This is a genomic window from Paenibacillus favisporus (assembly GCF_040545415.1).
GTDB classification, from domain to species: domain Bacteria; phylum Bacillota; class Bacilli; order Paenibacillales; family Paenibacillaceae; genus Paenibacillus_AQ; species Paenibacillus_AQ favisporus.
In genome coordinates this window covers 170,790-194,626 of the sequence record NZ_JBEPLV010000006.1, presented here as the reverse complement: position 1 = coordinate 194,626, position 23,837 = coordinate 170,790, and the positions used below count along the sequence as shown (strand labels likewise).

General features: G+C 50.7%; 18 protein-coding genes and 1 pseudogene. 2 read left to right on the top strand and 17 right to left on the bottom strand.

What is annotated here, in order from left to right; genetic code table 11:
- Nucleotides 1-75: 75 nt before the first annotated feature.
- The 5 genes from ABID47_RS24870 to ABID47_RS24850 all read right to left on the bottom strand — a co-directional run bounded on the left by ABID47_RS24870 (nucleotide 76) and on the right by ABID47_RS24850 (nucleotide 4,615).
- Nucleotides 76-1,023: an aminoglycoside phosphotransferase family protein gene (locus ABID47_RS24870; protein ID WP_354500748.1), complete on the bottom strand. Its 948-nt coding sequence runs from the start codon at nucleotides 1,021-1,023 to the stop codon at nucleotides 76-78.
- Nucleotides 1,024-1,401: 378 nt separating this feature from the next.
- Nucleotides 1,402-2,622: a multidrug effflux MFS transporter gene (locus tag ABID47_RS24865; RefSeq protein WP_145141166.1), complete on the bottom strand. Its 1,221-nt coding sequence runs from the start codon at nucleotides 2,620-2,622 to the stop codon at nucleotides 1,402-1,404.
- 199 nt (nucleotides 2,623-2,821) lie between these two features.
- Nucleotides 2,822-3,196 carry a hypothetical protein gene (locus ABID47_RS24860; RefSeq protein WP_354500746.1) on the bottom strand — a complete coding sequence of 125 codons (375 nt, stop codon included), beginning with the start codon at nucleotides 3,194-3,196 and terminating at the stop codon, nucleotides 2,822-2,824.
- A gap of 73 nt (nucleotides 3,197-3,269) precedes the next feature.
- Complete coding sequence (locus ABID47_RS24855; protein ID WP_354500744.1) at nucleotides 3,270-4,190, bottom strand: GNAT family N-acetyltransferase; 921 nt, start codon at nucleotides 4,188-4,190, stop codon at nucleotides 3,270-3,272.
- A gap of 80 nt (nucleotides 4,191-4,270) precedes the next feature.
- On the bottom strand, nucleotides 4,271-4,615 hold the full coding sequence (locus ABID47_RS24850) for a winged helix-turn-helix transcriptional regulator (protein WP_354500742.1): 345 nt from the start codon (nucleotides 4,613-4,615) through the stop codon (nucleotides 4,271-4,273).
- Between the two features lie 105 nt (nucleotides 4,616-4,720).
- Here ABID47_RS24850 and ABID47_RS24845 point away from each other — a divergent pair, with 105 nt between their 5' ends.
- Nucleotides 4,721-5,104, top strand: coding sequence for a RidA family protein (locus ABID47_RS24845; RefSeq protein ID WP_145141171.1), 384 nt, complete (start codon nucleotides 4,721-4,723; stop codon nucleotides 5,102-5,104).
- A gap of 144 nt (nucleotides 5,105-5,248) precedes the next feature.
- A pseudogene (locus tag ABID47_RS24840) lies at nucleotides 5,249-5,347 on the top strand (helix-turn-helix domain-containing protein); the annotation flags it as partial.
- A gap of 23 nt (nucleotides 5,348-5,370) precedes the next feature.
- Here ABID47_RS24840 and ABID47_RS24835 read toward each other — a convergent pair.
- From ABID47_RS24835 to ABID47_RS24780, 12 genes are all read right to left on the bottom strand, one after another.
- Complete coding sequence (locus ABID47_RS24835; RefSeq protein WP_354500740.1) at nucleotides 5,371-6,417, bottom strand: N-acetylglucosamine kinase; 1,047 nt, start codon at nucleotides 6,415-6,417, stop codon at nucleotides 5,371-5,373.
- A complete protein-coding gene (gene argH / locus ABID47_RS24830; protein WP_354500738.1) occupies nucleotides 6,414-7,925 on the bottom strand; it encodes an argininosuccinate lyase in 1,512 nt (503 codons plus the stop codon). The genes ABID47_RS24835 and argH overlap by 4 nt, the downstream gene beginning before the upstream one ends.
- 159 nt (nucleotides 7,926-8,084) lie before the next feature.
- Nucleotides 8,085-10,661 (bottom strand): NEW3 domain-containing protein, encoded by a 2,577-nt coding sequence (locus ABID47_RS24825; protein ID WP_435530669.1) that lies wholly within the window; start codon nucleotides 10,659-10,661, stop codon nucleotides 8,085-8,087.
- 174 nt (nucleotides 10,662-10,835) lie between these two features.
- A complete protein-coding gene (locus ABID47_RS24820; RefSeq protein WP_354500736.1) occupies nucleotides 10,836-12,578 on the bottom strand; it encodes an ABC transporter permease in 1,743 nt (580 codons plus the stop codon).
- Nucleotides 12,579-12,594: 16 nt separating this feature from the next.
- The gene (locus tag ABID47_RS24815) at nucleotides 12,595-13,677 is read right to left on the bottom strand and encodes an ABC transporter ATP-binding protein (RefSeq protein ID WP_354501212.1); all 1,083 of its coding nucleotides are present in this window, start codon (nucleotides 13,675-13,677) and stop codon (nucleotides 12,595-12,597) included.
- Between the two features lie 276 nt (nucleotides 13,678-13,953).
- Nucleotides 13,954-15,033 carry an extracellular solute-binding protein gene (locus ABID47_RS24810; protein WP_089548848.1) on the bottom strand — a complete coding sequence of 360 codons (1,080 nt, stop codon included), beginning with the start codon at nucleotides 15,031-15,033 and terminating at the stop codon, nucleotides 13,954-13,956.
- A gap of 35 nt (nucleotides 15,034-15,068) precedes the next feature.
- Complete coding sequence (locus ABID47_RS24805) at nucleotides 15,069-16,238, bottom strand: ROK family transcriptional regulator (RefSeq protein WP_354500734.1); 1,170 nt, start codon at nucleotides 16,236-16,238, stop codon at nucleotides 15,069-15,071.
- 529 nt (nucleotides 16,239-16,767) lie between these two features.
- Entirely contained in the window at nucleotides 16,768-19,533 is a 2,766-nt protein-coding gene (locus tag ABID47_RS24800) for an Ig-like domain-containing protein (RefSeq protein WP_354500732.1), read from the bottom strand.
- A 335-nt stretch (nucleotides 19,534-19,868) separates the two neighbouring features.
- Nucleotides 19,869-20,300, bottom strand: coding sequence for a universal stress protein (locus ABID47_RS24795; RefSeq protein WP_354500730.1), 432 nt, complete (start codon nucleotides 20,298-20,300; stop codon nucleotides 19,869-19,871).
- 5 nt (nucleotides 20,301-20,305) lie between these two features.
- Nucleotides 20,306-21,535: a CynX/NimT family MFS transporter gene (locus ABID47_RS24790; protein ID WP_354500728.1), complete on the bottom strand. Its 1,230-nt coding sequence runs from the start codon at nucleotides 21,533-21,535 to the stop codon at nucleotides 20,306-20,308.
- A gap of 193 nt (nucleotides 21,536-21,728) precedes the next feature.
- Nucleotides 21,729-22,289: a helix-turn-helix domain-containing protein gene (locus tag ABID47_RS24785; RefSeq protein WP_145141191.1), complete on the bottom strand. Its 561-nt coding sequence runs from the start codon at nucleotides 22,287-22,289 to the stop codon at nucleotides 21,729-21,731.
- A gap of 213 nt (nucleotides 22,290-22,502) precedes the next feature.
- Nucleotides 22,503-23,666, bottom strand: a complete 1,164-nt coding sequence (locus ABID47_RS24780; protein WP_354500725.1) for an epoxide hydrolase family protein — start codon at nucleotides 23,664-23,666, stop codon at nucleotides 22,503-22,505.
- Between the last annotated feature and the right edge of the window lie 171 nt (nucleotides 23,667-23,837).

The following is a 23,837-nucleotide window of genomic DNA, read 5'->3' as shown; positions in this document are numbered from 1 at the left end:
CAAGTTTTAGGGCCATCCTTTGTGGGATGGCCCTTTCTTAAAACTATTTGATACTACTTTTGGTCAAATTACCAGTCAAACATTAACTTGATACTGACTGTACCACTTAGGCACAGTTAACTCAAAGTTGTTATGGTCATCCATTACTTGGTGGATCTTCATCAACATTGCATCTAACTCATCCGGTTTTACCTTCAAGATCCATACGACGGATGAGATCAAAGTCATGGCTAGATAGAGTGAATAAAGTTGCCAGAACTCATCGTCAGGTTCATTGTAATTATTGTATCCCTGGATTTGACCGACTGAAAAAGGCACACTAACTTCTGCACTAAAAATACCGACTTTCACAAACTCATGAATTGGATCTCCCCAGTCGTACCTGTTGAAATCAATGATACCTGAAAGCTTCCCGTCCTTAACGATAAGATTTCCAATATGGTAATCATCATGTTGGAAAATATTAGGCCTACCCTTCATTAAGTACAGTTTGTCATCAATAAAGGATAACAACTTCTCTTCGTTATTTATTGCAACTCCGCATTTGGTATACTCCATTCGATATCGATGATGCTTGGCGGCCATTCTTTCATCCCAAGACTTAATGTTATCAGGACAGATAACCTGATGAATCTTCTTTAATTCGAAGCCCGATTGAATACCGATGTTGAATTGCTCTTCTTTCGTTAAAAGTAGTAACTCTTCTGATGCTTCATTTCCCTCAATGAATGAGACGATCATGTAACCGAGTTCTTGCTCAGGTAGGACCCCAATTTCAATAGGTCTAGAGCATTTCACATCATGCTTTTCCATCATCTTCAGTCTGCTAAATTCCAATTTCTTGTTTTCATCCTGATCTATGTTGTAGGTTCTTAATATGTATTGGGGGTGGCCATTGCTATCATATACGATGTATTTACCATCACTTGAGTATCCCTTGTGAATTTGTTCAAGCTTTGTACTGTTTCTTAGTAGAGGAATGGAGTTGCGAAATCGTTCATACTGATTCATGGAATCACTCATGCTTAACCCTTCTTTCTCTAATTTATCTAACCGAATCAAGTCCAAAATCAGATATATATTATATTCGTGACCTAATGCCAAGGCCCCTTGTTCGAGGGGGCATTTTCATCTTTCAGGAGGGATATACAAATGAGGATCATAAAGACACATCAAGACTTCCAATTCCTGTGTCGAGCCGGGGCACTCACAGAGGCACTCCTTGATCAGATCGAGGACTATTTTCTGCAATTAAGGAATGAGCTAGAAGACGATGCTGATAAGGTTCTCCGCGGTTGGTCTTGAAGTACAAATACAGCAGCCGACTAATTGCCGGCTGCTGTTGTGTTGTTTGTGGCTATTGTTCTCTGTAAGCTTTACTAACTCTGTCTGATCTAAAAATCAGGCTCGGATTTGCGCCTGTTGTGATGCACGCGGAGCTTTTCTTACCAGTCCGAAATAAGCGAGCATGGCTGCCGTACTCGTCGCTAAAATAATCAGGCCTAGCGGAACGGCGGTATTTTCACCGGCAATCCCAACCATAGGAGCAACCACCGCACCTAGCAGAAAAGGGATGACCCCCAGGAGTGCGGCAGCACTGCCCGCCATATTGGCCTGTCTTTCCATGGCTAGCGGAAATGCCGCAGTGGATGTAATGCCTATGGAGCAAACAAAGAAAAACAGCGGGATGACCAAGGCAAACAACGGACCATGGAATACAGCGACCACTAGAACGACGATACTCGCCGATAAGGCTACCCATAGGCCAAACAGCAGAAAAGCCTGTTCAGATATGCGATGCGCCATCCGCCCGACCAATTGCGAGCCTATAATCAAGCTGATGCCATTTGATCCGAATAGCAAGGCGAAAACAGCCGGTGTGACGCCATAAATATTTTGATAAATAAAAGGTGTTCCTGAAACATAAGCAAAGACACCCGCGATCATAATTCCCTGTGCCAGCATGTAGCCGACGAACTGACGGTCACGCAAGAGCATTCCGTAGCTGCGCAGCTGGTTCGCGAAGTTGGGTTTCTCGCGTCTTTCCGTGGGGAGCGTCTCTTTCAAGCGCCACTTTGTCATCGCCCACAAGTAAATCCCCAGCAGAGACAGCGCGATAAACACGCCGATCCACGTTGTAAACGAAAGAATACCGCTGCCTGCAATCGGTGCAGCAAGTGGACCCAAATTACCTACAAGCAGCAGCAAAGAGAAAAATTTAGTAAGTTCGTGGCCGCTGTACAGATCGCGGGCTATGGCTCGCGAGATGACGATTCCCGCGGAAGCGGAAAACCCTTGGGCGAATCGGAACAGAATCAGCAAGCCAATATTGGGTGCGAATGCGCAAGCCAACGAGGAGATGATATACACGGCCATGGAGATCAGCAGCGGATTCCGCCGGCCATACACATCGCTTAGCGAGCCCATAACGAGCTGACCTATGCCTAATCCAAGCAAACAAGCCGTCAGGCTAAACTGGACGAGTGAAGCGCTCGTATTGAAATTCTGTGCGATTTCAGGAAATGCCGGTAAATACATATCAATCGTAAACGGGCCTAACGTCGAAAATAAACCCAGCAACAAAGCCAGGCCGAAAACATTCCCTGCATTATTTTTGCTCATTATGAATTGAATCTCCAATTCTAGTATGGTTTCTATTTTCTAAGATCATTTTCAGACATGCCGATGAGGCAGCTCACATCTTTTTCTCCAGTCTCCTTTCCTAGTCTTCGTTAGATCTTCTGCGCTTCTTTTCATGTTTAGTTGAAGTATAAGGCCTAGAGTTAACTGTAGGTCAAGGATTTTCGCTTATAGAATTTCTTCATTGAATCACGTCCGCCTCCGGCAATGTAATATACACGGCGTCAATTTCACTTTTCTCATCCATTAATGCTTTTGCAATTCGATGTCCCCCATCAATTAATTGTCCGTCTGAACATAATAATATGGGGTACTCCATGTTGGCGTTGATAATCCGCTGACAATGAAGCGCAACATTCCGTATCGTTGGAATGGGTGTCCTCCTGCTATCTTTAAACCAACAATCCTGATCTAGTTCCTTTATTGAATCAATTTTGATTGTATGAACGGGTAAGTTCTTAGATAACTCCCATAGTTTCTCTACGTCCCAGAAATGATGCCTTCCGTCAATCATCCTTCCATGAATATGCTTCATTCGTGAAAGTAGCTCTTCCACAACAATCACCTCAGTTTTTCATATTAATCGATGGCATAGCGTCCTCCACTCCTTGACCGTGACGGGTAATCTGCTACGGTGAGAAGATCGCTGCATAATGAATTCTTTGATATTCCTCCTGAAAACCAAATTTTGTATAGAGCCCTTTAGCCGCATCGTTTTTGCTGTCTACGCTTAACCGGACATCAACTGCACCTGAATGCTGAAGCCTTTGCAATATTTCGGATAGCATTGCTTCCCCAATACCCCGTCTGTGCCATTCACGCTTTACTGCAAGGGTCGGTATTCTGGCATGAATTCCTCGAAGTGTAGCACAAAGGAGGCCAACCGCTGTCCCCGTTTTATTTTCACATAGCATATACAGGTTTTTGGAAAAACTCTCTCCCTGAAATTCGTGAATGACACTCTCAACCGTTTTGTTACCACCGAATGCATCGTTATAAATCTCTGCCCAAATTGGAGCATCTTCTAGCGTAGGGGGACGGAATTCAAATTCTGATGGAGGGCTCGAAACGTTGATGTGGTTTAGGTCGTTTAAGCACAAAATATCCAGGTTGTTTTGCTCCTGCATGCCAAAATTGGCACCAAGAGCGGTTTCTCCAGAAATACTCGTGAGTGCACGATGAATAAAGTGAATTTGTTTCGCCTCTTGTCGTGCGATTTCAGCCAGTCGTGTAAAAATAAACTTGAACATTGCCGTACCAATGCCTCGCCTGCGCCAATCCACGTCCACCGTCCCGTAACAATACACGGAAATGTGTGTAGTCCGTTCAACGAAACATAAAGAAAAATAACCGGCGGTTGTCTGTCCAAGCTCAACAACGAACGTGTTATCCCTAACTCTTTCCCTGGGTTCATCTAAATCCTGCTCAAACGCTTCGGTCGTTAGCCCGTTCAACATATGAAATGGGTCACGATTGATCATGGTTACAATGTTTGCTGTATCTGACCGTTCATGCAGGCGAATTACCAAGTCATCATCCGAAAGTTTCATATTTGGCCTCCAATGCATCGTAACGATTTATATCAATGCGGCCGGCATTGAACTAACATTTCCCGTTAATGGAAAGCCACTCATATCTTCGGTTGGTTTTTGACTCCCCACTCGCATAACCCTTCCAAAACGGGTAAGAGTGTCTCCGCCTTCTCTGTAAGACTGTACTCAACTTTTGGAGGAACTTGAGGATACTCTTTCCGTGTCACCATCCCATCCGCTTCCAATTCTTTAAGTTGTGAACTCAATGTTTTAAAAGTAATAGCCCCGATCTGTCTCTTCAGATCATTAAAGCGAACCGTTTGATTTTCTGCCAGGAGGTAGATAATCACCATTTTCCATTTGCCGCCAATCACGGATAATGTGTATCCAAAAGGTGTATCCTGAACATTTTTAACTTTGCCTTTATACTCAGCCATGCTCATATTTGCACTACCCTTTCTGATAGTACCTATCAATAAAGTGCGTACTATATTTTTATTTTTTCTCATCTTATACTTGCCTTACTTTGAAGTAAAGGAGAGAAAAAAATGACTACAGTGAAAACCTACAATCACGATCTTTGGGATCACGGCATCACCCAGGGCTACAGCGTCAATGGCACGATTTACATTTCGGGACAATTTTCCCATGATACAGAGGGAGCGTTTGTTGGCGAGGGAGATATCGAGGCACAGACCCGGCAGACGCTGGAAAATCTGGATCGAGTACTGGCGGGATTTGGTGTCACGAAATCGAACCTGGCTTATGTAGAGATCTATCTGACAAAAGCGCAAGAGCATTTCGAGCATTGCATTCGGCTGTTCAAGGAATACATCGGACAGCACAGGCCAGCCGGCAGCTGCATCGGCGTAACATATCTCGCGTCTCCCGAGCAGCTGATCGAAATCAGAGCCGTCGCACACACGGACTAACTCGGCTAACGTGGTTGGCCGGACTGCAAGGGCGCAGCATTTACGAAAAAAGACTGAACGCTCTATTCCGGGCTTCAGTCTTTTATTGATGATCGACAAAGTATTGATTGCAGTAAGATTTATTAGAGAGGCCAGCGGAGCGTCAGTGAACTAGAGAACGGAGAAAAAGCGCCTTCTAAGCTAACAGTGACTGCATTAGCAAAGGCGCTTCAAGCTAAGCCATTGGTTTTTGTTAAAGGGTAGGGGACAGATCGTTCCTCGACCGCCTAGAGCAGCCGCATCCCCTGCGCAATCACCCCGTAAATCGGCTCCATCTTTGCCTCGTCAACGCTGGCCAGAGGCGAGATGGAACGGATTCGTTCCGCCAATCGGCTTCGCACAAGCGGAATATTTTGCAGCACGCCTCCCTGCAAAATCAGGGCAAATGGCTCTTCCGCTGCAGCCAATCCGATTCTTTCGATCACGGCCCGGGCCCCTAGAAACAACTCGTCGGCAGCAGCCTCGAGAATCATGCGTGCAGACGCGTCTCCCTCCTGCTCCGCTTCACTCACGAGCTTGCTGAGCCCGGCTGTTTTCTCCACGCTGTATGCCGCGGAGTAGGCCCAGTTGAACAGTTCCTCTTCCGTGCGCAGCTTCAGATGATGCAGCAGCTTATCCGTTAGTGCCGTAGCGCCGCTCCTTCCGTCATATCCACGCAGTGCGGCGATGATGGCCTGCTTACCGATCCAATAGCCGCTGCCTTCATCGCCGACTCGGTGGCCCCAGCCGCCGGCACGGACGCTTTCACCGCTCGCGTTAATCCCGTACACGATTGAGCCGGTACCGGCGATGACCAGAATGCCGGGGGCGCCGCCTGTGGCACCGAGTAGAGCGGCCACGCCGTCATTCTCCACGATGATGCGGTCGGCCTGCACCTGCGTGTTTCGAAGCGCTTCATGGACAAGCTCCTCAATCACCTGACGGTCATAGTCAGTATCCAGGCCGGCGAGGCCGAACACCGCGCAGGCAACATGCAGCGGTGAATCTACTGTTACGGCAGGTGAAGGGTCTTCGGCCTGAGAAGGGAGAGGAGCAGCATCCCCGTCCAACGCAGACCGCGTATTCCCTTGAACATACAGATCCGCCAGCTGCCTCTTGGCTTCCTCGATCGCATGCGTAAGCTCAAGCGCCGCTGCTTCGCGCCCTACTCCCTGGTAGTTGCATGATCCCGCACGCCCGCTCGCCAGCACCCGGCCCTCGGCATCCGCAAGCACGGCCAGACACTTCGTCCCCCCGCCGTCTACGGCCAGCAGAGGAATGGTTGCCATGTTCATCGGCTGCCGCTCCAGCCGGCCAAGATGTCATCCAGGTTCTTCAAGGCTCCCTCCACCTGTTTGCGGGCTGCGTCCAGCCATTGCTCCTGAGTCTGCTGGGCCCCTTTCCGCTTCGTGATCACGCTTTGAATTTCCGAAGGAGCCGGTCCGCCGGGGAGCGTACGAATATCCACAAAATGAACCGGATCCAGCGCCATTCGCAGCTGCTCCTCCGTCAACGAGAGCTTGCGGCCGATGACCACCAGTGCGATCTCATTGACAAGCTCCAGTGTAATCTGGTTAGCGGCAAGTCCATCGGCGACAGCACGCTTCACGAGACGGCTTACGATATGATGGGAGCTGCGGAACGACAAACGGTCGGAACGCACCAGCGTATCTGCAAGCTCGGTCACCGTGGCAAAGCTGCCCTCGGTCCGCTTCCGCAGCACCTCCTTATTAACGTCCACAGTTCCGATGACGCAGGAGAGCAGACGGTACATCCGTTCCAGCACCTTCAGCGCCTTCCAGGCGTAAGGCTGCATATCGTCCTCGGTATCGACAATATCGCCGAATGGCGTGTTGTGCATCATGGTCAGCACGGTTTGGGTATTGCCGACGCAGCTGGAGAGCAGCGCACGCATATGCTCGAACGATACCGGATTTCTTTTCTGCGGCATGATCGAGCTGATTTGCACGTAAGGATCGGCCACGCGCAGCATGCCGAACTCCTGTGTGCACCACAGCAGGAAGTCCTGCGACGACCTGCCCAGGTTAATTGCGGCCAGCTGCACGGCCGTCATCATCTCGCCGACGTAATCCGCACCGCCAATCGCGTCGTAGGAGTTATAGATCAGCTCGTCGAAGCCGAGCAGATCCTTCACCCGCTCCCTGCTGATGGCGAAGCCGGATGTGGTCAGTGCTGCCGCCCCCATGCTGCTTCGGTTGCAGTTGGCATAAGCCGCCTGCAGCCGGCGAATGTCGCGATCCAGTGAATCGGCCATCGCCAGAATATAGTGGGCCAACGTCGTCGGCTGTGCCTGCTGTGTATGCGTGTATCCGATCATGATGGTGCCCTTATGCTCCTCCGCAAACGAAAGCAGCTGACTCTTGAGTGCAAGGGCTCCGCGAAGCGTTACGAGCAGCTTCTCCCGCAGCACGATCCGGTAAATCGCGATGCCCATATCGTTACGGCTGCGGGCGAGATGCAAATTGTCGGCAATGTCTCCGGCCGCTGCATGCAGCTCATGCTCAACCTGAAAGAACAGGTCCTCGAATTGTCCCGTATATTCCGCTTGGCGCAGCCCCTCCAGGTCAAGGGCGTGGATGGCCGACGCGATTTGAAAGGCTTCTTCCCCGCTTACGAGTCCCTGCTCCTTCAGCATGATCAAATGCGCTTTGTTGATCGCCATCATCGCCCCGAGCAAGCTGTTCTTCGCTTCATCGAAGGCAGGCTCGAGCACGGCTTCTGTATAGGTACGCCCCGGAAAATGTCCGCCTTCCCGTTCTAAAATCTGTTCCCGATTCCTCATGTTGCCCCAGTCCCCTCCATGGTTTGTTTTATGTACATTAAGCCAAAGTCTTTATCCGTGTGAAAATCCAGGGTCCGGCGCGAAGCCTATCGCTCCGCGCCATCCCCTTTCAAGCTAAATCCTTCAACGGTTCATCCTACATTCCAGCCCGATCATCCATTATTTTGGGGGAGTGGTTCCGGTGGAAACCGTCCCTCCCTGCTTCAGGCTGATCATGTTCACGAACATGCGAATCGAGCCTGGAACAAGGCTTGGCATTTCGCGGTACCAGACAATGGAGCTGTACGTGTAATTCCCTTTCCCATAAGGGGCTGTGAGGAACGTGCCCGTAAACTCTTTCTCACCCGGGTCGCCGTTCGAGATCAGCTCCGTGTACTCCTTGCCCCACTCCGATGGGTTGTAAGCCGAGCGGTCCTGGATCCAGTTCTCCCAGTCGGCCGATGTAATTTTATTCGGCGTGTTAAAGATCGGATGATCCGGCGCAAGCATCGTCACCTTGGAGTTTTCGTCCGTGACGCGCCATTCGATCAGCGGCGCGCCAATCTTGATCGGATACGGAGCGAGGTCCGGCGACCATTTGTCTTCCGGTTTGTGATACTGGACCACCAGGTTGCCGCCATTTTTGGCGTAATCGAGCAGACGCTGATTGCTAGGAATCAGTTCCGGCCGGAACGCATAGGCCCGAATGCCGAGCACAATCGTATCGTACTGCGACAGATCGCCGAACTGAATCGTTTTGGCGTCCAGATTCGTCACATTGATGCCCACCTGGCGCAGCACCTGATCAATGTTATCAAACCCGCTGGACACATAGCCGACCTTCAATCCCTCCGGCACCTTCAGATCGAACGCTTGAATGGCCAGGTTGGCCGGCTTGACGTAATAGGTTTTGCCGATATGCGGATACTGGATGACCTGTACCGTTCTGCTGCTGTCCAGCGTTCCGTCGCTCGATACAGCCGACAAGCTGTAGCTTCCCGCCTTCACGCCCTCGGGCGCCTTGACCGTAAATTCAGCCGTCTTGGTTTCGTATTTGGCCGCGAAGCTCAATTCCTGCACCGCAGGCTCCACTGTCCAGCCCTCCGGCGTTTTCAGCGAGATTTTCGTCTTCTCCGCGCCTGGCGCATAATTCGTCGCGGTCACCTTGACCGATACGGCGTCTCCCGATTTCAGCGTATTCAGAACCGCCGCTTCCGGACTTAGGGACAGCGCAACCGGCGGCAGTACGGCTACCGCATTATCCGGAACCGCATGCAGCGTTGCCGCCGTTCCAAACGCCTCATACCCGATATCCGCGGAAATCAGCGGAAGCGCATAAGGATTGAAGTCCTCCGCCTGTTTCGGCACGGTGACCTCAAATTCGGTTTGGACCGTTTTGTTTTTGTCCAGCTTGGCGAAGGTCGCCGCTCCTGACGCTTTTGCATTCCAGCCTTCGGGAACATTCAGCTTCAGGCTGACCTTGCCGACATTCACGTCTCCGCCGTTAAAGGCCGTTACCGTCACCTTCGTCGTTTGCCCCGGAATAAGCTCTCCGGTCTCCGGCTTCACCTTCACGACGACGGAAGTCGCCTCCTGGCTGGCTTTATTGAGCTGTCTTTCCTTCACGTCCAAGCGATGCAGCAGATCATTTTTCGCCGATGAATCTAAAGATGATGACTTCACAAGCTCTACGGCGGTTTGAACGTCCGCTTTCATTTCGTGAACTTCGCGGGCGACTTCCGCAAAAGCGGGATAAGCCGCAATGACTTCGCTCGCGTCCTTTTGCAGCGTGTCCAGCTGCTTGGCGACTTTGTTGTCTTTTCCTTTGGCATCTATTTCTTTGGCCAGATCGTCAAACGTAAAGGCGATTCCGCCGAACAACGACGCTGCCGGCTTTTCGTCCTTCTTGCCGTCCGCCGACGCCTGCAGTGTGTAGTAGGCCGTTCCTTGGCCTTCGTCCACTTGCCGGCCCATACCCTGGCTCTTATGCATATAGCGGGATTCTTCTCCGAGCTGGGCATAGGAAGCGCCGTACAGCTCGTTGTATTCGTTGACCGGCAAAGAGACATCGTATGCCTTCTCCGTTCCTGGTACATAGAGCTTTTTCGGCTGCCAAGGCTGCAGCCCTTCCTTCAGCTGCTCCGGGAAAATCTGCGGATTGCCCGCATCCTTGAAGGCACGTACGGTCAGCACGTTGATCGCGCGATGATGCCCGTGCGTCGAAGGCTCGTTCAGGAACGCCGGAATCAACACATCCGGACGTTTCTCCCGGATTTGGCGGATCAGCCGTTCATAAGCGACGTCTTCGCCCCATTTTTCCAGCGTTTCGTCCGGGCTTTTGGAGAATCCGAAGTCATAGATCGGATCGTCCAGCTTCTGGCTCAGGTTCGCCAGCGTCACATTCGTAATCTTCGATGCTTCCTGCAGCTCCCGTGTGCGGATGATTCCGAGGGCGTTGCCCAGCTCGCTGCCGATTTCATTCTGCCCGCCTTCCCCGCGGTTGGCGATGACACTGTATGTATCCACGCCGAGTCCGAGCGAAAGATACGCGAGTGTCGCACTATGCTCATCATCCGGGTGAGCCCCCGTATTCATCGCGCTGGCAATGGTGGTGAGGGGCTTGATGGCTTTCCATAAATCGACCCCCCCCCTGTCAGCAGATGCCTTTCCTGGACCGGCCTGAAAAGCAAGCGTTCCTGCCATCACCAGGCTCATCGACGCCGCCATCCATTGTTTCGCCCTGCGTTTCTTACTCAGTTCACGTTGACGCAAGTTACTTCTCCTCCTTCAAGCGTAAGTGTTGGCCTGCATCGGCACATGCCGCTGCCTGCCTGTATCATTATCGCAATCGGCTCGCCTTTTATCGGACAGGTCGCCGCGTAATGAAAAAAGGTATTCTTTTACCGCTTCAGGTTCAGGAAAATCTATCGGTCAAATCGCGGAGCCGGCATTGCCGCCGGTCAGCCTCCGGGAAACGTAAAGCACGAGAATAATCATGACGATTTGCAGCACGCCGTACGCGCAGGCAGTTCCGAATTCAAAGGCGTACATCCGCTGAAAAATCTCGACCGAGATCGGCGTCGTCTTGTTGGTATACAGCAGAATCGAGGCGACGAACTCGCCGATGCCTTCCACAAGCGCCAGCAGCGTGCCCGCCAGGATGCCGCTCAGCGCCATCGGAAACACGACGCGGCGGAAGGTGTACCACCAGGACGCTCCCAAATTTCGCGCCGCTTCCTCCACCGAGCGGTCGGTTTGCATCAGCGTGGACGAGGTCGAGCGGAAGATCAGCGGCAGATGCCGGACGAAATAAGCCAGCGGCAAAATCCAGAAGCTGCCGATCAGTACCTGTCCAAAGGAAAACGCATTGGGCTCGCTGAACGCCGTGATGAGGTTTACGGCCACGACCGTGCCCGGTAGCGCCCAGGGCAGCATGATCAGAATATCGAGCAGCGTCTTCCCTTTAAAGTTCATGCGCACGATGGCATAGGCGGCTGCGACGCCGAACAGCAGGTTGCCGATCGTCGCCGCGATGCTGATTTTGAAGCTGTTGGCGATGGGACGCCATGTTTTGCTGTCGGTGAAGAGATCCTTGAAATGGTCCAGCGTATAAGACGGCGGCAGCACTTGGGTCGTCCACTTCCCGTCTTCGGAAAAAGCAAGCAGCACGATCACGAGGATCGGCAGCATCAGCACGAGCACCCCGAGAAAAGAGAGAACCATCGCGGTGTTTCTGCCCGCTTTGCTTTTCACCTCGGTCCGGTGAACGCTGACGCCTTTGCTCATGTTTTGGTAGTTCCGCGCGCCTTGGTACCACCGCATCAGAATAAGAAACAGAATGGACACGACGGACAGCAGCGTCGATTGCGTCGAAGCCATATCCAAGTCGCCGTTGGTGCGGGACAGATAAATCTGCATCGTCATCGTCCGTTCAATGCCGAAGATCAGCGGCGCGGTGTACGACGCCATCGAGATCATAAAAACGAGCAGCGATGCCGCAACGATGGCCGGCGTCAGCATGGGCAGAATCACCCGGCGCCAGATGGTGAACCGGTTCGCCCCCAGATTCGCTGCAGCTTCCTCAAGCGACGGATCAAGCCCCTTGATCGCCGAAGACGCCGTCATATAAAAATAGGTGTACATCGTAAACGTATGGACCACCAGCACGCCCCAAATCCCTTTCAGCGTAAAAGGCGGCTTGTCCAGATGAAGCAGATGCTGCAGTCCCCGCGGAATAATCCCGCTGGAGCCGTACAAAAATTCAAAAGATAACACCCCGATCAATGGCGGCAGCGCCATCGGCACGAGGACAAGCACCGACAAGAGCTTGCGGCCGGGGAACTCGTACCTCTCGAGCAGGAATGCCATAGCCACTCCCACGATGCCGCAGGTGATCACACTGAGTACCGAAATGTATACACTCGTCCACAGGGCCTCCAGATTCGCCGTATGTTCCAGACTGAAGAAACGCGAGTAGTTTTGGAGCGAAAAGCCGCCGTCCAACTGCAAACTCTGCCGGAACGTCTGGAAGAACGGATAGATGACATATGCCAGTAGGATAAGAAATAACGGCGCAATCAGCACATATACAAAATGCGGCGATCTCGTCAGCGAATTCCATCGGCTGCTTGGGCGAATAGGCGGCGGTGCCAATTGAGGCTGAGGTTTGTTCATCGCTTCGGGTCACCCCCTATTCCAAAAAATAAATGCTGTCCGGCGCCACGTAAAACAACACTTCCTCGTCCCGCTCCCTCATCCGGTGCCCCTGCCCGACAAACATCGCCTTCACGGACAGCGGGCCGGCCTGAGCCATATAATTCACACTGATCCCGGTGAATTCCGATAGCAGCACCTTCACGGCCATCGTATTGGCCTCTCCGCGTTCGGACGCGGCGGCCTCCCGGACAGCCTCCGGGCGTACCGACAATGTAACCTTCTGTCCCACCGCCAGCTTGCATTCGGGCGAGGCGTTTTTGGCGAGGCCGGTCAGCCGCAAATCCGGTGCGAGCCGAACGTCTACCATCCCGCCTTCCAGCCGCTCCACCGTGCCTTCCCACAGATTGGACTCCCCGATAAACGAAGCGACGAAACGGTTGACCGGGCGGTTGTATATTTCATGCGGCGTACCGATCTGCTGCACGACGCCATCCTTCATGACCATGATCCGGTCCGACATGGACATCGCTTCCGATTGATCATGCGTGACGTAAATCGTAGTAATGCCCAGCTCCAGCTGAAGCCGCTTGATTTCCTGCCTTGTCTCTTCCCGCAGCTTGGCATCGAGGTTGGACAAGGGCTCATCGAGCAGGAGAATATTCGGCTCGATCACCAGTGCGCGAGCGAGCGCAACCCGCTGCTGCTGCCCGCCGGACAATTGATCGATACGGCGCTGCCCGTAGCCGTCGAGATGCACCAGCTTTTGGGCGCGCGTGACCTTCTCGTTAATTTCAGCTTTTCCCTGTTTCCGGACTTGAAGACCGAAAGCAATATTCTCGAATACGGTCATGTGCGGAAATAAGGCGTAGTTTTGAAATACCATGCCCGTGTTGCGCTTATTGGGCGGCATGTGGGTGACATTATGCTCACCGAACAAGATTCGTCCGTCGCTGGGGTAATAGAATCCGGCGATCATGCGCAAAGTGGTCGTTTTGCCGCAGCCGCTCGGACCCAGAAAGGTAAAAAACTCGCCCGGATTGATATGTACGTCAACCTCCTCCACACCCTTGGCCCCACCGAATGTTTTGCTGACGCGGTCCAGCGTGACTCCGATCATCATTCGTCCTCCTTCAAGTCATTAACGTTCAGATGCAAATAAGTAGCTACATAAGTTGATCTATTGAAATGGATGATGGGGGGGCAAGTACGTAAACTGTTCCTATGATCGCTCTTGTTTTCGGATTTCTTGATAGTATATGACCCTTAAGGTAGAAATCCGAAAGCCAAATGCGACCGCTCCGCTTCTTCGGAATCATTTTACTCCCTTGCCTGCATCGTATTCTTTGATTTAACTTATATGGTTGCAGAACTTTGCTCATCAAGCAGCAATCCGTTATTTGCCGCCCTTGCCTTTGATATTCTCATCCCAGTACTGCATCCATTCCTTCTCTTTATCCGCCAGAACCGTCCAATCCAGGTCCAGCGGCTTGGTATCGAGGTTTTTGTACCAGTCCGGGAACTGGCTTTTGTCGATATCGGTCCGGGTCGGAATCTGGAACAGCTTGTCCGCCTTTTCCTTAAGCTGGCCTTCATCAAAAATAAAATCAAAAAACTTCTTCGCCGCGTCCAAGTTTTTGGCACCCTTGATAATACCGACACCATCCACCAATATCGGTGCACCGCTGGTCGGATAGATGTAGTCAAACGGCTGCTTCTGCAGCTCCTTCTGGATCAGAATGTCCTGCAGGTTCCACAGCGACAGCTTTCCTTCCTGACGGGCCAGCTTCAAGTACAATTGGGTCGGGTCTTGCGTGTACTCTTTCGTATTGGCATCGAGCTTTTTCAGCCACTCGTAGCCTTTTTCCGGATTCGCGGGATCTTGGCGGTATATCATGGCATCATAGATCGTTCTCATCGTGCCGGACGCCATGACGCCGCGGATCAGAATTTGATCCTTCCATTTCGGATCGAGCAAATCATCCCAATCCTTCGGGGCATCCTCTTTCTTCACCGCCTCGGAGTTGTACATGATGACCTCGGGCAGCAGCATCTCCCCGTACCAGCGGTCCTGCTCGTCTTTGTATTCGGCCGGAATGCTGTCCGCATAGCTCGGCTTATACGATTCCAGCAGCCCTTCATTCGCCGCCGTGATAAAAGAAGACTGCGTGCCGCCCCACCAGAAGTCAGCCTGCGGGTTGGCCTTCTCGCCGCGCACCCGCTCCATGATCTGCTGGGCGCCCATCGTCATCACTTCGACGTCGATATCCGGGTTCAGCTCCTCGAACTTCGGCAGGATCTGCTCGACGACGTTTTTGTCGCGGGCGGTGTAGATGACGAGCTTCTGTGATCCTTTGTCCCCACCCGCTTCACCAGAGGCGGCCTGTTCCTTGTCTCCGCCGCCGCAAGCGGTCAGACCGACCGTCATTGTCAGAGCGATGGACATCATGCCGAGCTTGAACCATTTCTTTGCCATTGTTAATCCCCCTAATTTATAATTCGAAATATTAACTACCTGGATGCGTACGAATGCGCTTCAAGCACGCTGTGCACCGCACCCATGAGCCCCGCGCGCTCTCGCAGCGCCGCCAAGCGGATTTCTGGCATCACCGGCACCCAATCCAGCAGCAGCTCGCGGATCCGGTTCAGTCCGGCTTCGTTCAAATGCACCATCTCGCCGCTCAAGACCAGCATCTCGGGATCGAGCACACTGACCGTATTGGCGATTCCCGAAGCCCAGCCGTGATACACGTCATTTAGCAGTCCCTCCGCCTGCGAGCTTCCTTCCTCGCTCAGCTGGATTAACTGCCGGAGAATGCTCGTCTCCGGGTCGACTTCAAGCCCAAGCGCCTTCGCTTTACCGTGTATGCCGTTCACCGAGAAATTCTTTTCGAACACACCGAATTCGCCTTTGCGTCTTCCCGGCGAGTCACCGATCCGCATATACCCGATTTCTCCGGAGGCCTCCTTGCTTCCGCGGTACAGTTGCTTGTCAAGGATAATGCCGGCGCCGATCCCGGTTCCGACGTACATATACACCAGGCTGGATACGCCAGACCCGGCCCCGCCGAAAAATTCGCCCTGCGTCATCATGTTAACGTCATTATCCAGCACTACCGGCAGCTGAAGGCGCTCTTCAATCTCCTTGCCTACGGGGAGGTCCATCCAGCCCGTGCTTGGAGCATGGCTGACGGTGCCGCTTCGGCGCTGCGTAATGCCCGGAAGCCCAACGCCGATTCCGATCACCCGGCCCCGATCCGTCCCGCTCATATCCAGCAGACGCGCCAGCGTCTCCTCGAGCGCCTGAAGCGCGGATTCCCCATCCACCGGCTGCTTCAAACGCGTATGCATTTGGGCAATCAGCTCGCCCTTCATATCGGCTACCGCCATTTCAAGCTCGCTACCTTCAAACACCGCGCCTACGACCGCGTACGCCTGCACATTGTATTCCAACAGGATCGGCCTGCGCCCCCCTCTGGATTCTCCTGTACCCACCTCACGAATGAGCCCTTCATGAATCATCTCTTCCACCAATGCCGAGACACAAGGACGGCTAAGCTTCGTTTTTACTGCCAGTTCGGCTCGTGACAAGCGGGGCTCCTGCCGGAGCTGATGCAATATACCTTCCCGGTTCATCTGCTTGACGAATTTGGCGTTCCCGGTTTTCCCCCTACCGATCACGATGTCATCCACCACCTTACTTTGTTAAAATAACTAACAAATCCAAATTTAGGCTCAAGTATATGAATGCGCTTTTAATCAGTCAATGCGGTTTCCCGAAAATGAGGAATCATGCCTAGTCGTCGAAAAAACTCGAAACTCATGCTCACCTCCTCCTCTTTCCAAACGTTCAAATTCTCGCCTGCCCCGAAATGATACGCTTTTTCCAGTCTCCACCATCTGTGGAATATCCCTTTTCTTAGGATCGAATCAGAGTTAAACCGTTTTTGTGGGATACGACTTTCTTCCCGCACCCTTTTTTCCTATTTTGAAATTAAATTCCCACTAAATAACGAGAAAAAGCCGGACGACAATCAGGCGTAAATACCTGGGTATCGACCGGCTCCTCTTCGGGTAACTTTTACAAACTTTTAGCATGATACCTTCTGATAGAAAGTCATTTTTCAAATCGTCACAAAAAAAGGCCCCCAGCGTTTTATGCCGGGAGCCTTCTTCATAACATCAATCGTTCATAGGGTTAAAATTTCATCTACCCTCGAAGTACGAACATATTCAGCAGGACCGTCACAGCCTCAGCTCTTGTAGCAGCTTCTTGGGGAGCGAACCGGTTGCCGTCTTTCCCAAGTATAATCCCGTTTTGTTTCAGAAATGCAGCGCTGCCCTTGGCCCAATCCGGAATTTCGCTGTCATCCGCGAAGCCTGCTTCCGGAGTGCCCTTGCTGATCTGGCCCACAGCATTGGTAATGGTGACGGCTATCTCAGCGCGTGTGATTTCTGCGTTCGGACGGAAAGAACCGTTTTCGTATCCTTTCATCATGCCTAGCTGCACCACTTGTGCGACCGCATTTTGTGCCCAAGCACCGATACTGGCTGAATCGATAAAGGTCAGCTCAGCTCCTGTCTTTTTGAGGCCTAGCGTATTTACAAGCATTACCGCGAACTCTGCGCGGGTGACCGTTTTGCCCGGTTTAAACGTGCCGTCAGGATAACCGGTGACGATTCCGGTGCCTGCCGCCTGCTTGATGCTGGCTTCCGCCCAGTGTCCGGAGATATCGCCAAATTCCGCTGGGTTGCTGATGACGGTTAACCCGGTTACCTGATCTATGGCAAGTACTGCAAACTTTGTGAAGTGATCGACAGTGACAGCAATGCGGTTTTCCTGTACCCTGCCGGCCGGAACCATGATCCAAATTTTCTTCGCTTCATCATAATAAAAAACAGCCGCCGTTTGATTGCTTTTCAAGCTTGCCGGGTCAAATGCAAAAGTTAGTGTTACCGATTTATCGAAGTATGCCGGTACATTTTTTGAAAGCTCAAATACCGGGCTAAGGAAAACTTCATTATGAGTTATAAATTGATGAGTGTCCGGTATTTTTTCGATCGCTAATTTCAGCTCTTGCTTTGTCGCACATGCTGGAACAGAAATCGTGATGGCATCTCCTAATCGAACCTCTCCGACTTTACCTGGAGGAAGGGTTAATTGACCATCCGTAGAGATTATTTTGTTATCGCTCGGGATTACCGGTGTTGTTGAACAGCCGCTGCTTACACTTCCACCACTACTGACGCTGCTACTGCCACCATTGTCGCGGCTCCCGCCCTCATTTGTCTCGCGATTAGCACGTGTAACGGAGATCGTGTAGGTCTTAGTCGAAAGATCCTCAGCTATTACAACCACCGTAATGGAGTTTACACCTACGTTTAATGAAATATCCTGACTTGGTTGCCCGCTGGCTACCGGACTTCCGTTCACGGTCATCGTGGCGCTGTTATCCTTCATTGCCGCGTTTACTTTTATGCTGGATACAGCATAAGGAACATTGGCGGTATAGCTTGTCGTTTCGGGTACAAAAGCAGGGCTTAATGTGCCGCTCGATATGGTCAAATGGCTCAATGCCGCAGATGGCAGCACCGTATCGACAGTATAGGGATTGGATTTTGTTACTCCCTCCCCCAATGAATTGCCGGCCGCATTATGCACCATACTGTTGTCGAGCGTAACGAAATTGTCAGCCGTATTGACGTTAGCATTAGGCGTCAGCGTAACATTCCAAGTCCTTCCCCCGTCGATCGAAGTGAGATTACTTAGTGTCCCGTTACTCGCCGTAAGGCTGGATAAGTTAAAGTCTGACACCGCCTCCGAGAAAGTGATGGTCACAAGTGAAGTTTCGCCTGTCTTTAGCTCATTGTCGGCAACCACAATGGTGGCTGTTGGGCGTACAGTATCAATCTCGTAGTTGGCGGAATTGATAGTTCCTTCACCTACATTGCCGGCGAGATCCGCCACTCCTGTATAATCAAGCGTGATAATATTAGTGTTATCCTGTATACCCGAGGCCGGCGTCAGGGTCGCCGACCACATCTTGCCACCGTCACTCGAACTGAGGTTACTTAATGTGCCATTAGCCACCGTCAGGTCATATAAGTCGAAACCCATTACCACTTCTGAAAACGTAAATGTCACGGTTGTAGTCTGGCCGGCCATCAGTTTGGAATTGGCAATCGTAATCGTGGCCGTTGGCCGCTTTGAATCCAACTCGTAGGGGTTAGAGGCGATTGTTCCCGTTCCCGGGTTGCCTGCGTTATCCATTACACCCGCTAAGGTAAGCGTTATGACATTGTTTTGGACGTTGAGACCCGCTGCGGGCGTCAGGGTCACCGTGTACGTGATGTTGTCTGAAGTGCTTAGGTTACTTAAAATGCCGTTTTGCGGAGTCATGTCGGCTAGATCGAAACCGGTCACCGCTTCCGAGAATTTGATCGTTACCGTTGAAGTCTGACCGATGCCCAGCTTATCCTTGTCCGTCATAACCGCAGCCGTTGGGCGCGATGTATCAACCTCGTAATTGTTGGAATTTGTGGTTCCCGTTCCCGGATTGCCTGCAGCATCTTTTACACCCGTTAAGTCGAGCGTTATGACATTATCCTTGGCTTGGCTGTTCGGACTAGGAACCAGCGTCGCCACCCAGGTGATGCCGTCATCTGAAGAGGTTAAGGGATCTAATGTGCCGTTACCCACCTTCAGATCATCATTCGTAAATTCGGTCACCGCTTCCGAGAACGTGATCGTAACCGTTGAAGAATCCCCAATGATTAGTTTATCCTTGGCCACCACAACGGTGGCCGTTAACGGTCCCGTGTCAGACTGGCCCGTTCCCTGAGAGGGGGATTCGGCCAAATTAACCACATCGTCGCTGACTGGCGTGCTCCCCGCCGACTGGACAGCGGCTGCTTCAGCACTGGCGGACGCTTTATTGATAGTTGTTAAAGGAAGCGCCCCCGCTATAATGATCAAACACAGAAATAACCTCCATATTTTTTTCACATGGTACACATAGACCTCTCCTTGTTTTTCTATTCATCTATCAAACTGTTATTTTATTCCTTCCATATCACTCTCCATTATAGGTTTTAGCAACGAATCTAACAATCGACTTGCCTGGATTCTAAACATAATATTTTTAATAGAATCGCCTCGGGCAGCCTCTTGACTACACCAAAAAAGCCAAGAAGGTAATCTTCACCCTCTTGGCTTTTTCCCATATCCCCTGCTGACAGATGACATTAACCGATGTTCCATATCCAATGGCTTCATAAAAGCTACGTTTCTTCCCTGCATCTTCAATTGAGTTAATGCATAATGAGGACTGGACAATGGGATAGCTGTGAAACCTTGTGGCTGACGCTTCCAAGCATCATTTCTTTGATGCCCCTTAGCCCACGGCTTCCGATAATAATAAGTTGCTGCTCGGTATCCCTTGCATAATTTAATATTTCATGTGCAGGATCACCCTTAAGATGAACGGTTTCCGGGTTAATCCCCGCAGATTTCAATTTAGATTCGGCTTGCTGCAGCTGTTCCAAACCCGCTTTCTCCATTTCGTTCAATATGTCTTCCAAGAAATTCTCTGGTACATAGGTCATGCCATTCGACACATATTCCTGGCTGACATGAACCAAGGTAACTTGCGTTTTTTTCTTTTGGGCTATTTCAACGGCTGCATCAAGGAGCTTGTTCGTTATTTCAGCTTGATCAATCGCCACCATCATTTTGTCAAACATTCCAATCATCCTTTCCGTGGCAGCTCGTAACGATTTCGGCTACCTACATAACGGTTTTTTGCTGCGCCTAAACCGACTACAAAGAGTAAGACCGAAGCGCCAAGCAGAATGAAAAGCGGCAGGTTCCAACTATTTGTCGCATCATGCAGATATCCGATAAGGGCAGGACCGATTGCGGCAAGCAGATATCCGATCGATTGTGCCATGCCGGACAGTTCCGCTGCCTGATGCGCATTTTCAGTACGTAACCCGAAAAACATCATGGACAAACTAAAGGCGAAGCCTCCACCGATTCCGAGTAAGATGATCCACAACAGAATGATATCGGAGCTGCCGTAAAGGATCCCGAGCGTTCCCGTCAACAGCAACATGGTTGTGATAACTACTAACAAACGTTGGCTGGACATGCGCCCAGCAATAACGGGGACAATAAAGGTAAATGGAAGCATAGCCAACTGCATGATCGAGAGGTACCATCCGGATTGGCTGGAATCAATTCCTTGCTGCTTTAAAATTTCAGGCAACCATGCGATCAACACATAGAAAACCATGGACTGTATCCCCATAAACAAGGTTACTTGCCAGGCAAGCGGGGATCTCCAAACATTCACCTCGTTGCCGGCCACCTGTTGACTCGTCGTGGCCGTTTGCTTCGTTTGATTTCTTAATTGGGGTAACCAACAGAGGACCGAAACAAAGCTTAGCATCCCCCATATTCCCAATGCTCCCTGCCATTTTAGACCTGCGTTCACGGCTACTGGTACACTGATTCCCGATGCGATTGCTCCGCATAAACTCATTGAAATGGAGTAAACACCTGTCATGGAGCCAATTTTATTCGGGAAATCCCTTTTGATGATACTTGGCAATAATACATTACACACGGCAATGGCGAATCCAAGAATGGCTGTTCCAATAAACAGATCAACTGCGCCAGACAAAGAACGTATGACAATACCAACTGTCAGGAAGATGAGGGCCATCAAAATGATACGTTCAACCCCATATTTTCGTCCTAATTTCGGTACTAGAGGAGATAATAAAGCAAACGCAAGCAAGGGTACCGTTGTGATCAGGCCCGCTAATGTATTTGAAATATGAACGTCATCCCTTATGAGACTCACTAAAGGACCGACAGAGGTTAAGGGAGTACGTAAATTAGCTGCAATAACAATAATGCCGAGAATGATCAGCCCTATAGAGGATGGTACGGCTTTTATATTTTGTTTCGGCATTCTTCAATTCTCCTTCCTGAATTCATGCCTATGATGCAAGTACATTCGCGCGAACAACAAAAGTATATTATAGTATACTATTTTTAACAAGAAGTATTTTATAGTAAACCATATCTCATCTAAAAACAAAAATACAACTCTGAATCCCATCATGGAATTCGGAGTTGTACTTAATAAGAGGAATTTTCGATTTTTAGAAACCATACTTTAAGGATATATGGAGTACGGTTTCACTATCCGTAGGATTCGTATAAGAGTGAGCATAATCTGCACGAAAACTCATCGTATCATATTGATTCAATGTGTAAATCTCTCCGTTGACTTGTATTTCAATGGAACCCGTCATGACCGTCGCAATTTCTGTTGTATTCACATGATGACCTTCAGGGTAATATGAGCTATTCGGCTGTAAGTATGCCCGACACATTTCAATATCGTTGCTTTTAAAGACAGGTTCAATGATCCAATTTTTTTGACCATTAGAAAATCGCAGTCCTTCCCCTGCCCGATACAGACTAACAGGTTCTTCTGATTTGAACAAAGCCAATAGCGGTAAAGATATGCCTTTTGAAATTTTCCATATCATCCCCAACGTTGGATTTGTCTCGCCACGTTCGATATTCCCCAGAGTAAGTTTGCTGACGCCCGTTAACTCCGCTAAGTCGTCCAAGCTCATATTTTTTTCTTTTCTGTACTTTTTCAAGGCACCGCCGATTTGTAATACAATTTGTTTTGAGTCATCGATTTCTTCCATTTGATATTCACCTCAATAAAAAACAGTTATAGGGTTATAGATCTATGACATTCATTTCTTTAGTTCATTCTATACAGTATATTGTTTATCTGGATTCTTTTCCAGACGGCTAACCGGAGCAGCCCAAGCTGTTTGCCGAGCAGCTGAAGATGTTTGATGAAAAAGCCAAGAGGGTGAACATCACCCTCTTGGCTTTTTCCCATATCCCTGATATCAGCGGTATCTTCTGAAGAATGACTGAATGTCGGGAATCAGAAGATCCGGCGCATCCAAAGCGGCAAAGTGGGTGCCGCACTCAAACTCCGACCAGTGTACAATATTGGTATTGTCGCGTTCGGCAAACCGTTTTATCGATTTGAAATCATCTCCGAACACGGCCACTCCTGTCGGAGTCGTATTCGGTCCTTGCGGTTCCTGCTGCTGATGCGCGTTCTCGTAATATAACCGGGCGGACGATTCCGCCGTATTGGTCAACCAGTACAGAGTGACATTCGTCAGAAGTGCATCCCTGTCAATAAAATCCACATGATCGCCGAAACCGTTAAATAACTCGGCTATCCATGAGAGCTGACCTGCCGGCGAATCCGCAAGTCCGTAGGAGAGCGTCTGCGGCCGGGTGGATTGGATCGAATTGAAGCCCGCCCGTTCATGAAAATTCGCCAGAAATTGAAGCCGCTTCTGATCATCCTCCGATAAATCCACCATCTCGGCAGGATCTCCTGACGGGAAAGAAAATAACTGCAGCACATGGATGCCGCGCAGGCCTTCCGGCTTTTGTATACCAAGCTCTCTGGACACGAGTGCGCCGCAGTCGCTGCCGTGTGACCCGTACTCTGCATATCCCAAACGTTTCATTAACGTATCCCATGCCTTTGCAATGCGGGCAATATTCCAGCCGGAGCCGAGCGCCGGACCTGAGAAGCCGAATCCGGGAACGGAAGGGATGACGAGATGAAATGCGTTCGCCGGATCGCCGCCGTGGTTGCGCGGATCGCTAAGCGGACCGATCAATTCCAGAAACTCCACAATCGAACTGGGCCAGGCGTGGGTAAGCAGCAATGGGAATGCATCTGGCTCTGGCGAGCGAACATGCATGAAATGGATCTGGGCTCCGTCGATTGTCGTTGTAAACTGCGGGTACTCGTTCAATTGCGCCTCGTATTTCCGCCAATCATACTCATTCTGCCAGTAGGACGCCAACTCTTTGATGTAGTCGAGTGAAATGCCGTATTTCCAGCCGGCCCCGTTCATCGTTTCAGGCCACCGCGTCCGGGACAGACGATACCGAAGATCATCAAGATCATCCTGTGGCACGGCGATATGGAAAGGATGGATCGCTTCACTTACCTCGTAACAATTCGGGTTAACTGTAGTCATTTCATTTTCCTCCTCAAATGGGTTGGCGTTTGTCTTGCTTACATTACTAATATTAGACCACCCACCTTGACAGCATTATGTCAGGGTACTGCAGGAGGCAAAACATTTTAAAAATAAAAAAGCCGCCCTCGGGCGACTCCTTACCTAAAGCCATGGTTCCATTTCGCAGCT

Bases quoted from the DNA above. Each gene is read 5' to 3' on its own strand.
- ABID47_RS24870 (WP_354500748.1), bottom strand. From the start codon at position 1,023: ATGAGTGATTCCATGAATCAGTATGAACGATTTCGCAACTCCATTCCT.
- ABID47_RS24865 (WP_145141166.1), bottom strand. From the start codon at position 2,622: ATGAGCAAAAATAATGCAGGGAATGTTTTCGGCCTGGCTTTGTTGCTG.
- ABID47_RS24855 (WP_354500744.1), bottom strand. From the start codon at position 4,190: ATGAAACTTTCGGATGATGACTTGGTAATTCGCCTGCATGAACGGTCA.
- ABID47_RS24850 (WP_354500742.1), bottom strand. From the start codon at position 4,615: ATGAGCATGGCTGAGTATAAAGGCAAAGTTAAAAATGTTCAGGATACA.
- ABID47_RS24845 (WP_145141171.1), top strand. From the start codon at position 4,721: ATGACTACAGTGAAAACCTACAATCACGATCTTTGGGATCACGGCATC.
- ABID47_RS24835 (WP_354500740.1), bottom strand. From the start codon at position 6,417: ATGAACATGGCAACCATTCCTCTGCTGGCCGTAGACGGCGGGGGGACG.
- argH (WP_354500738.1), bottom strand. From the start codon at position 7,925: ATGAGGAATCGGGAACAGATTTTAGAACGGGAAGGCGGACATTTTCCG.
- ABID47_RS24820 (WP_354500736.1), bottom strand. From the start codon at position 12,578: ATGAACAAACCTCAGCCTCAATTGGCACCGCCGCCTATTCGCCCAAGC.
- ABID47_RS24815 (WP_354501212.1), bottom strand. From the start codon at position 13,677: ATGATCGGAGTCACGCTGGACCGCGTCAGCAAAACATTCGGTGGGGCC.
- ABID47_RS24810 (WP_089548848.1), bottom strand. From the start codon at position 15,033: ATGGCAAAGAAATGGTTCAAGCTCGGCATGATGTCCATCGCTCTGACA.
- ABID47_RS24795 (WP_354500730.1), bottom strand. From the start codon at position 20,300: ATGTTTGACAAAATGATGGTGGCGATTGATCAAGCTGAAATAACGAAC.
- ABID47_RS24790 (WP_354500728.1), bottom strand. From the start codon at position 21,535: ATGCCGAAACAAAATATAAAAGCCGTACCATCCTCTATAGGGCTGATC.
- ABID47_RS24785 (WP_145141191.1), bottom strand. From the start codon at position 22,289: ATGGAAGAAATCGATGACTCAAAACAAATTGTATTACAAATCGGCGGT.
- ABID47_RS24780 (WP_354500725.1), bottom strand. From the start codon at position 23,666: ATGACTACAGTTAACCCGAATTGTTACGAGGTAAGTGAAGCGATCCAT.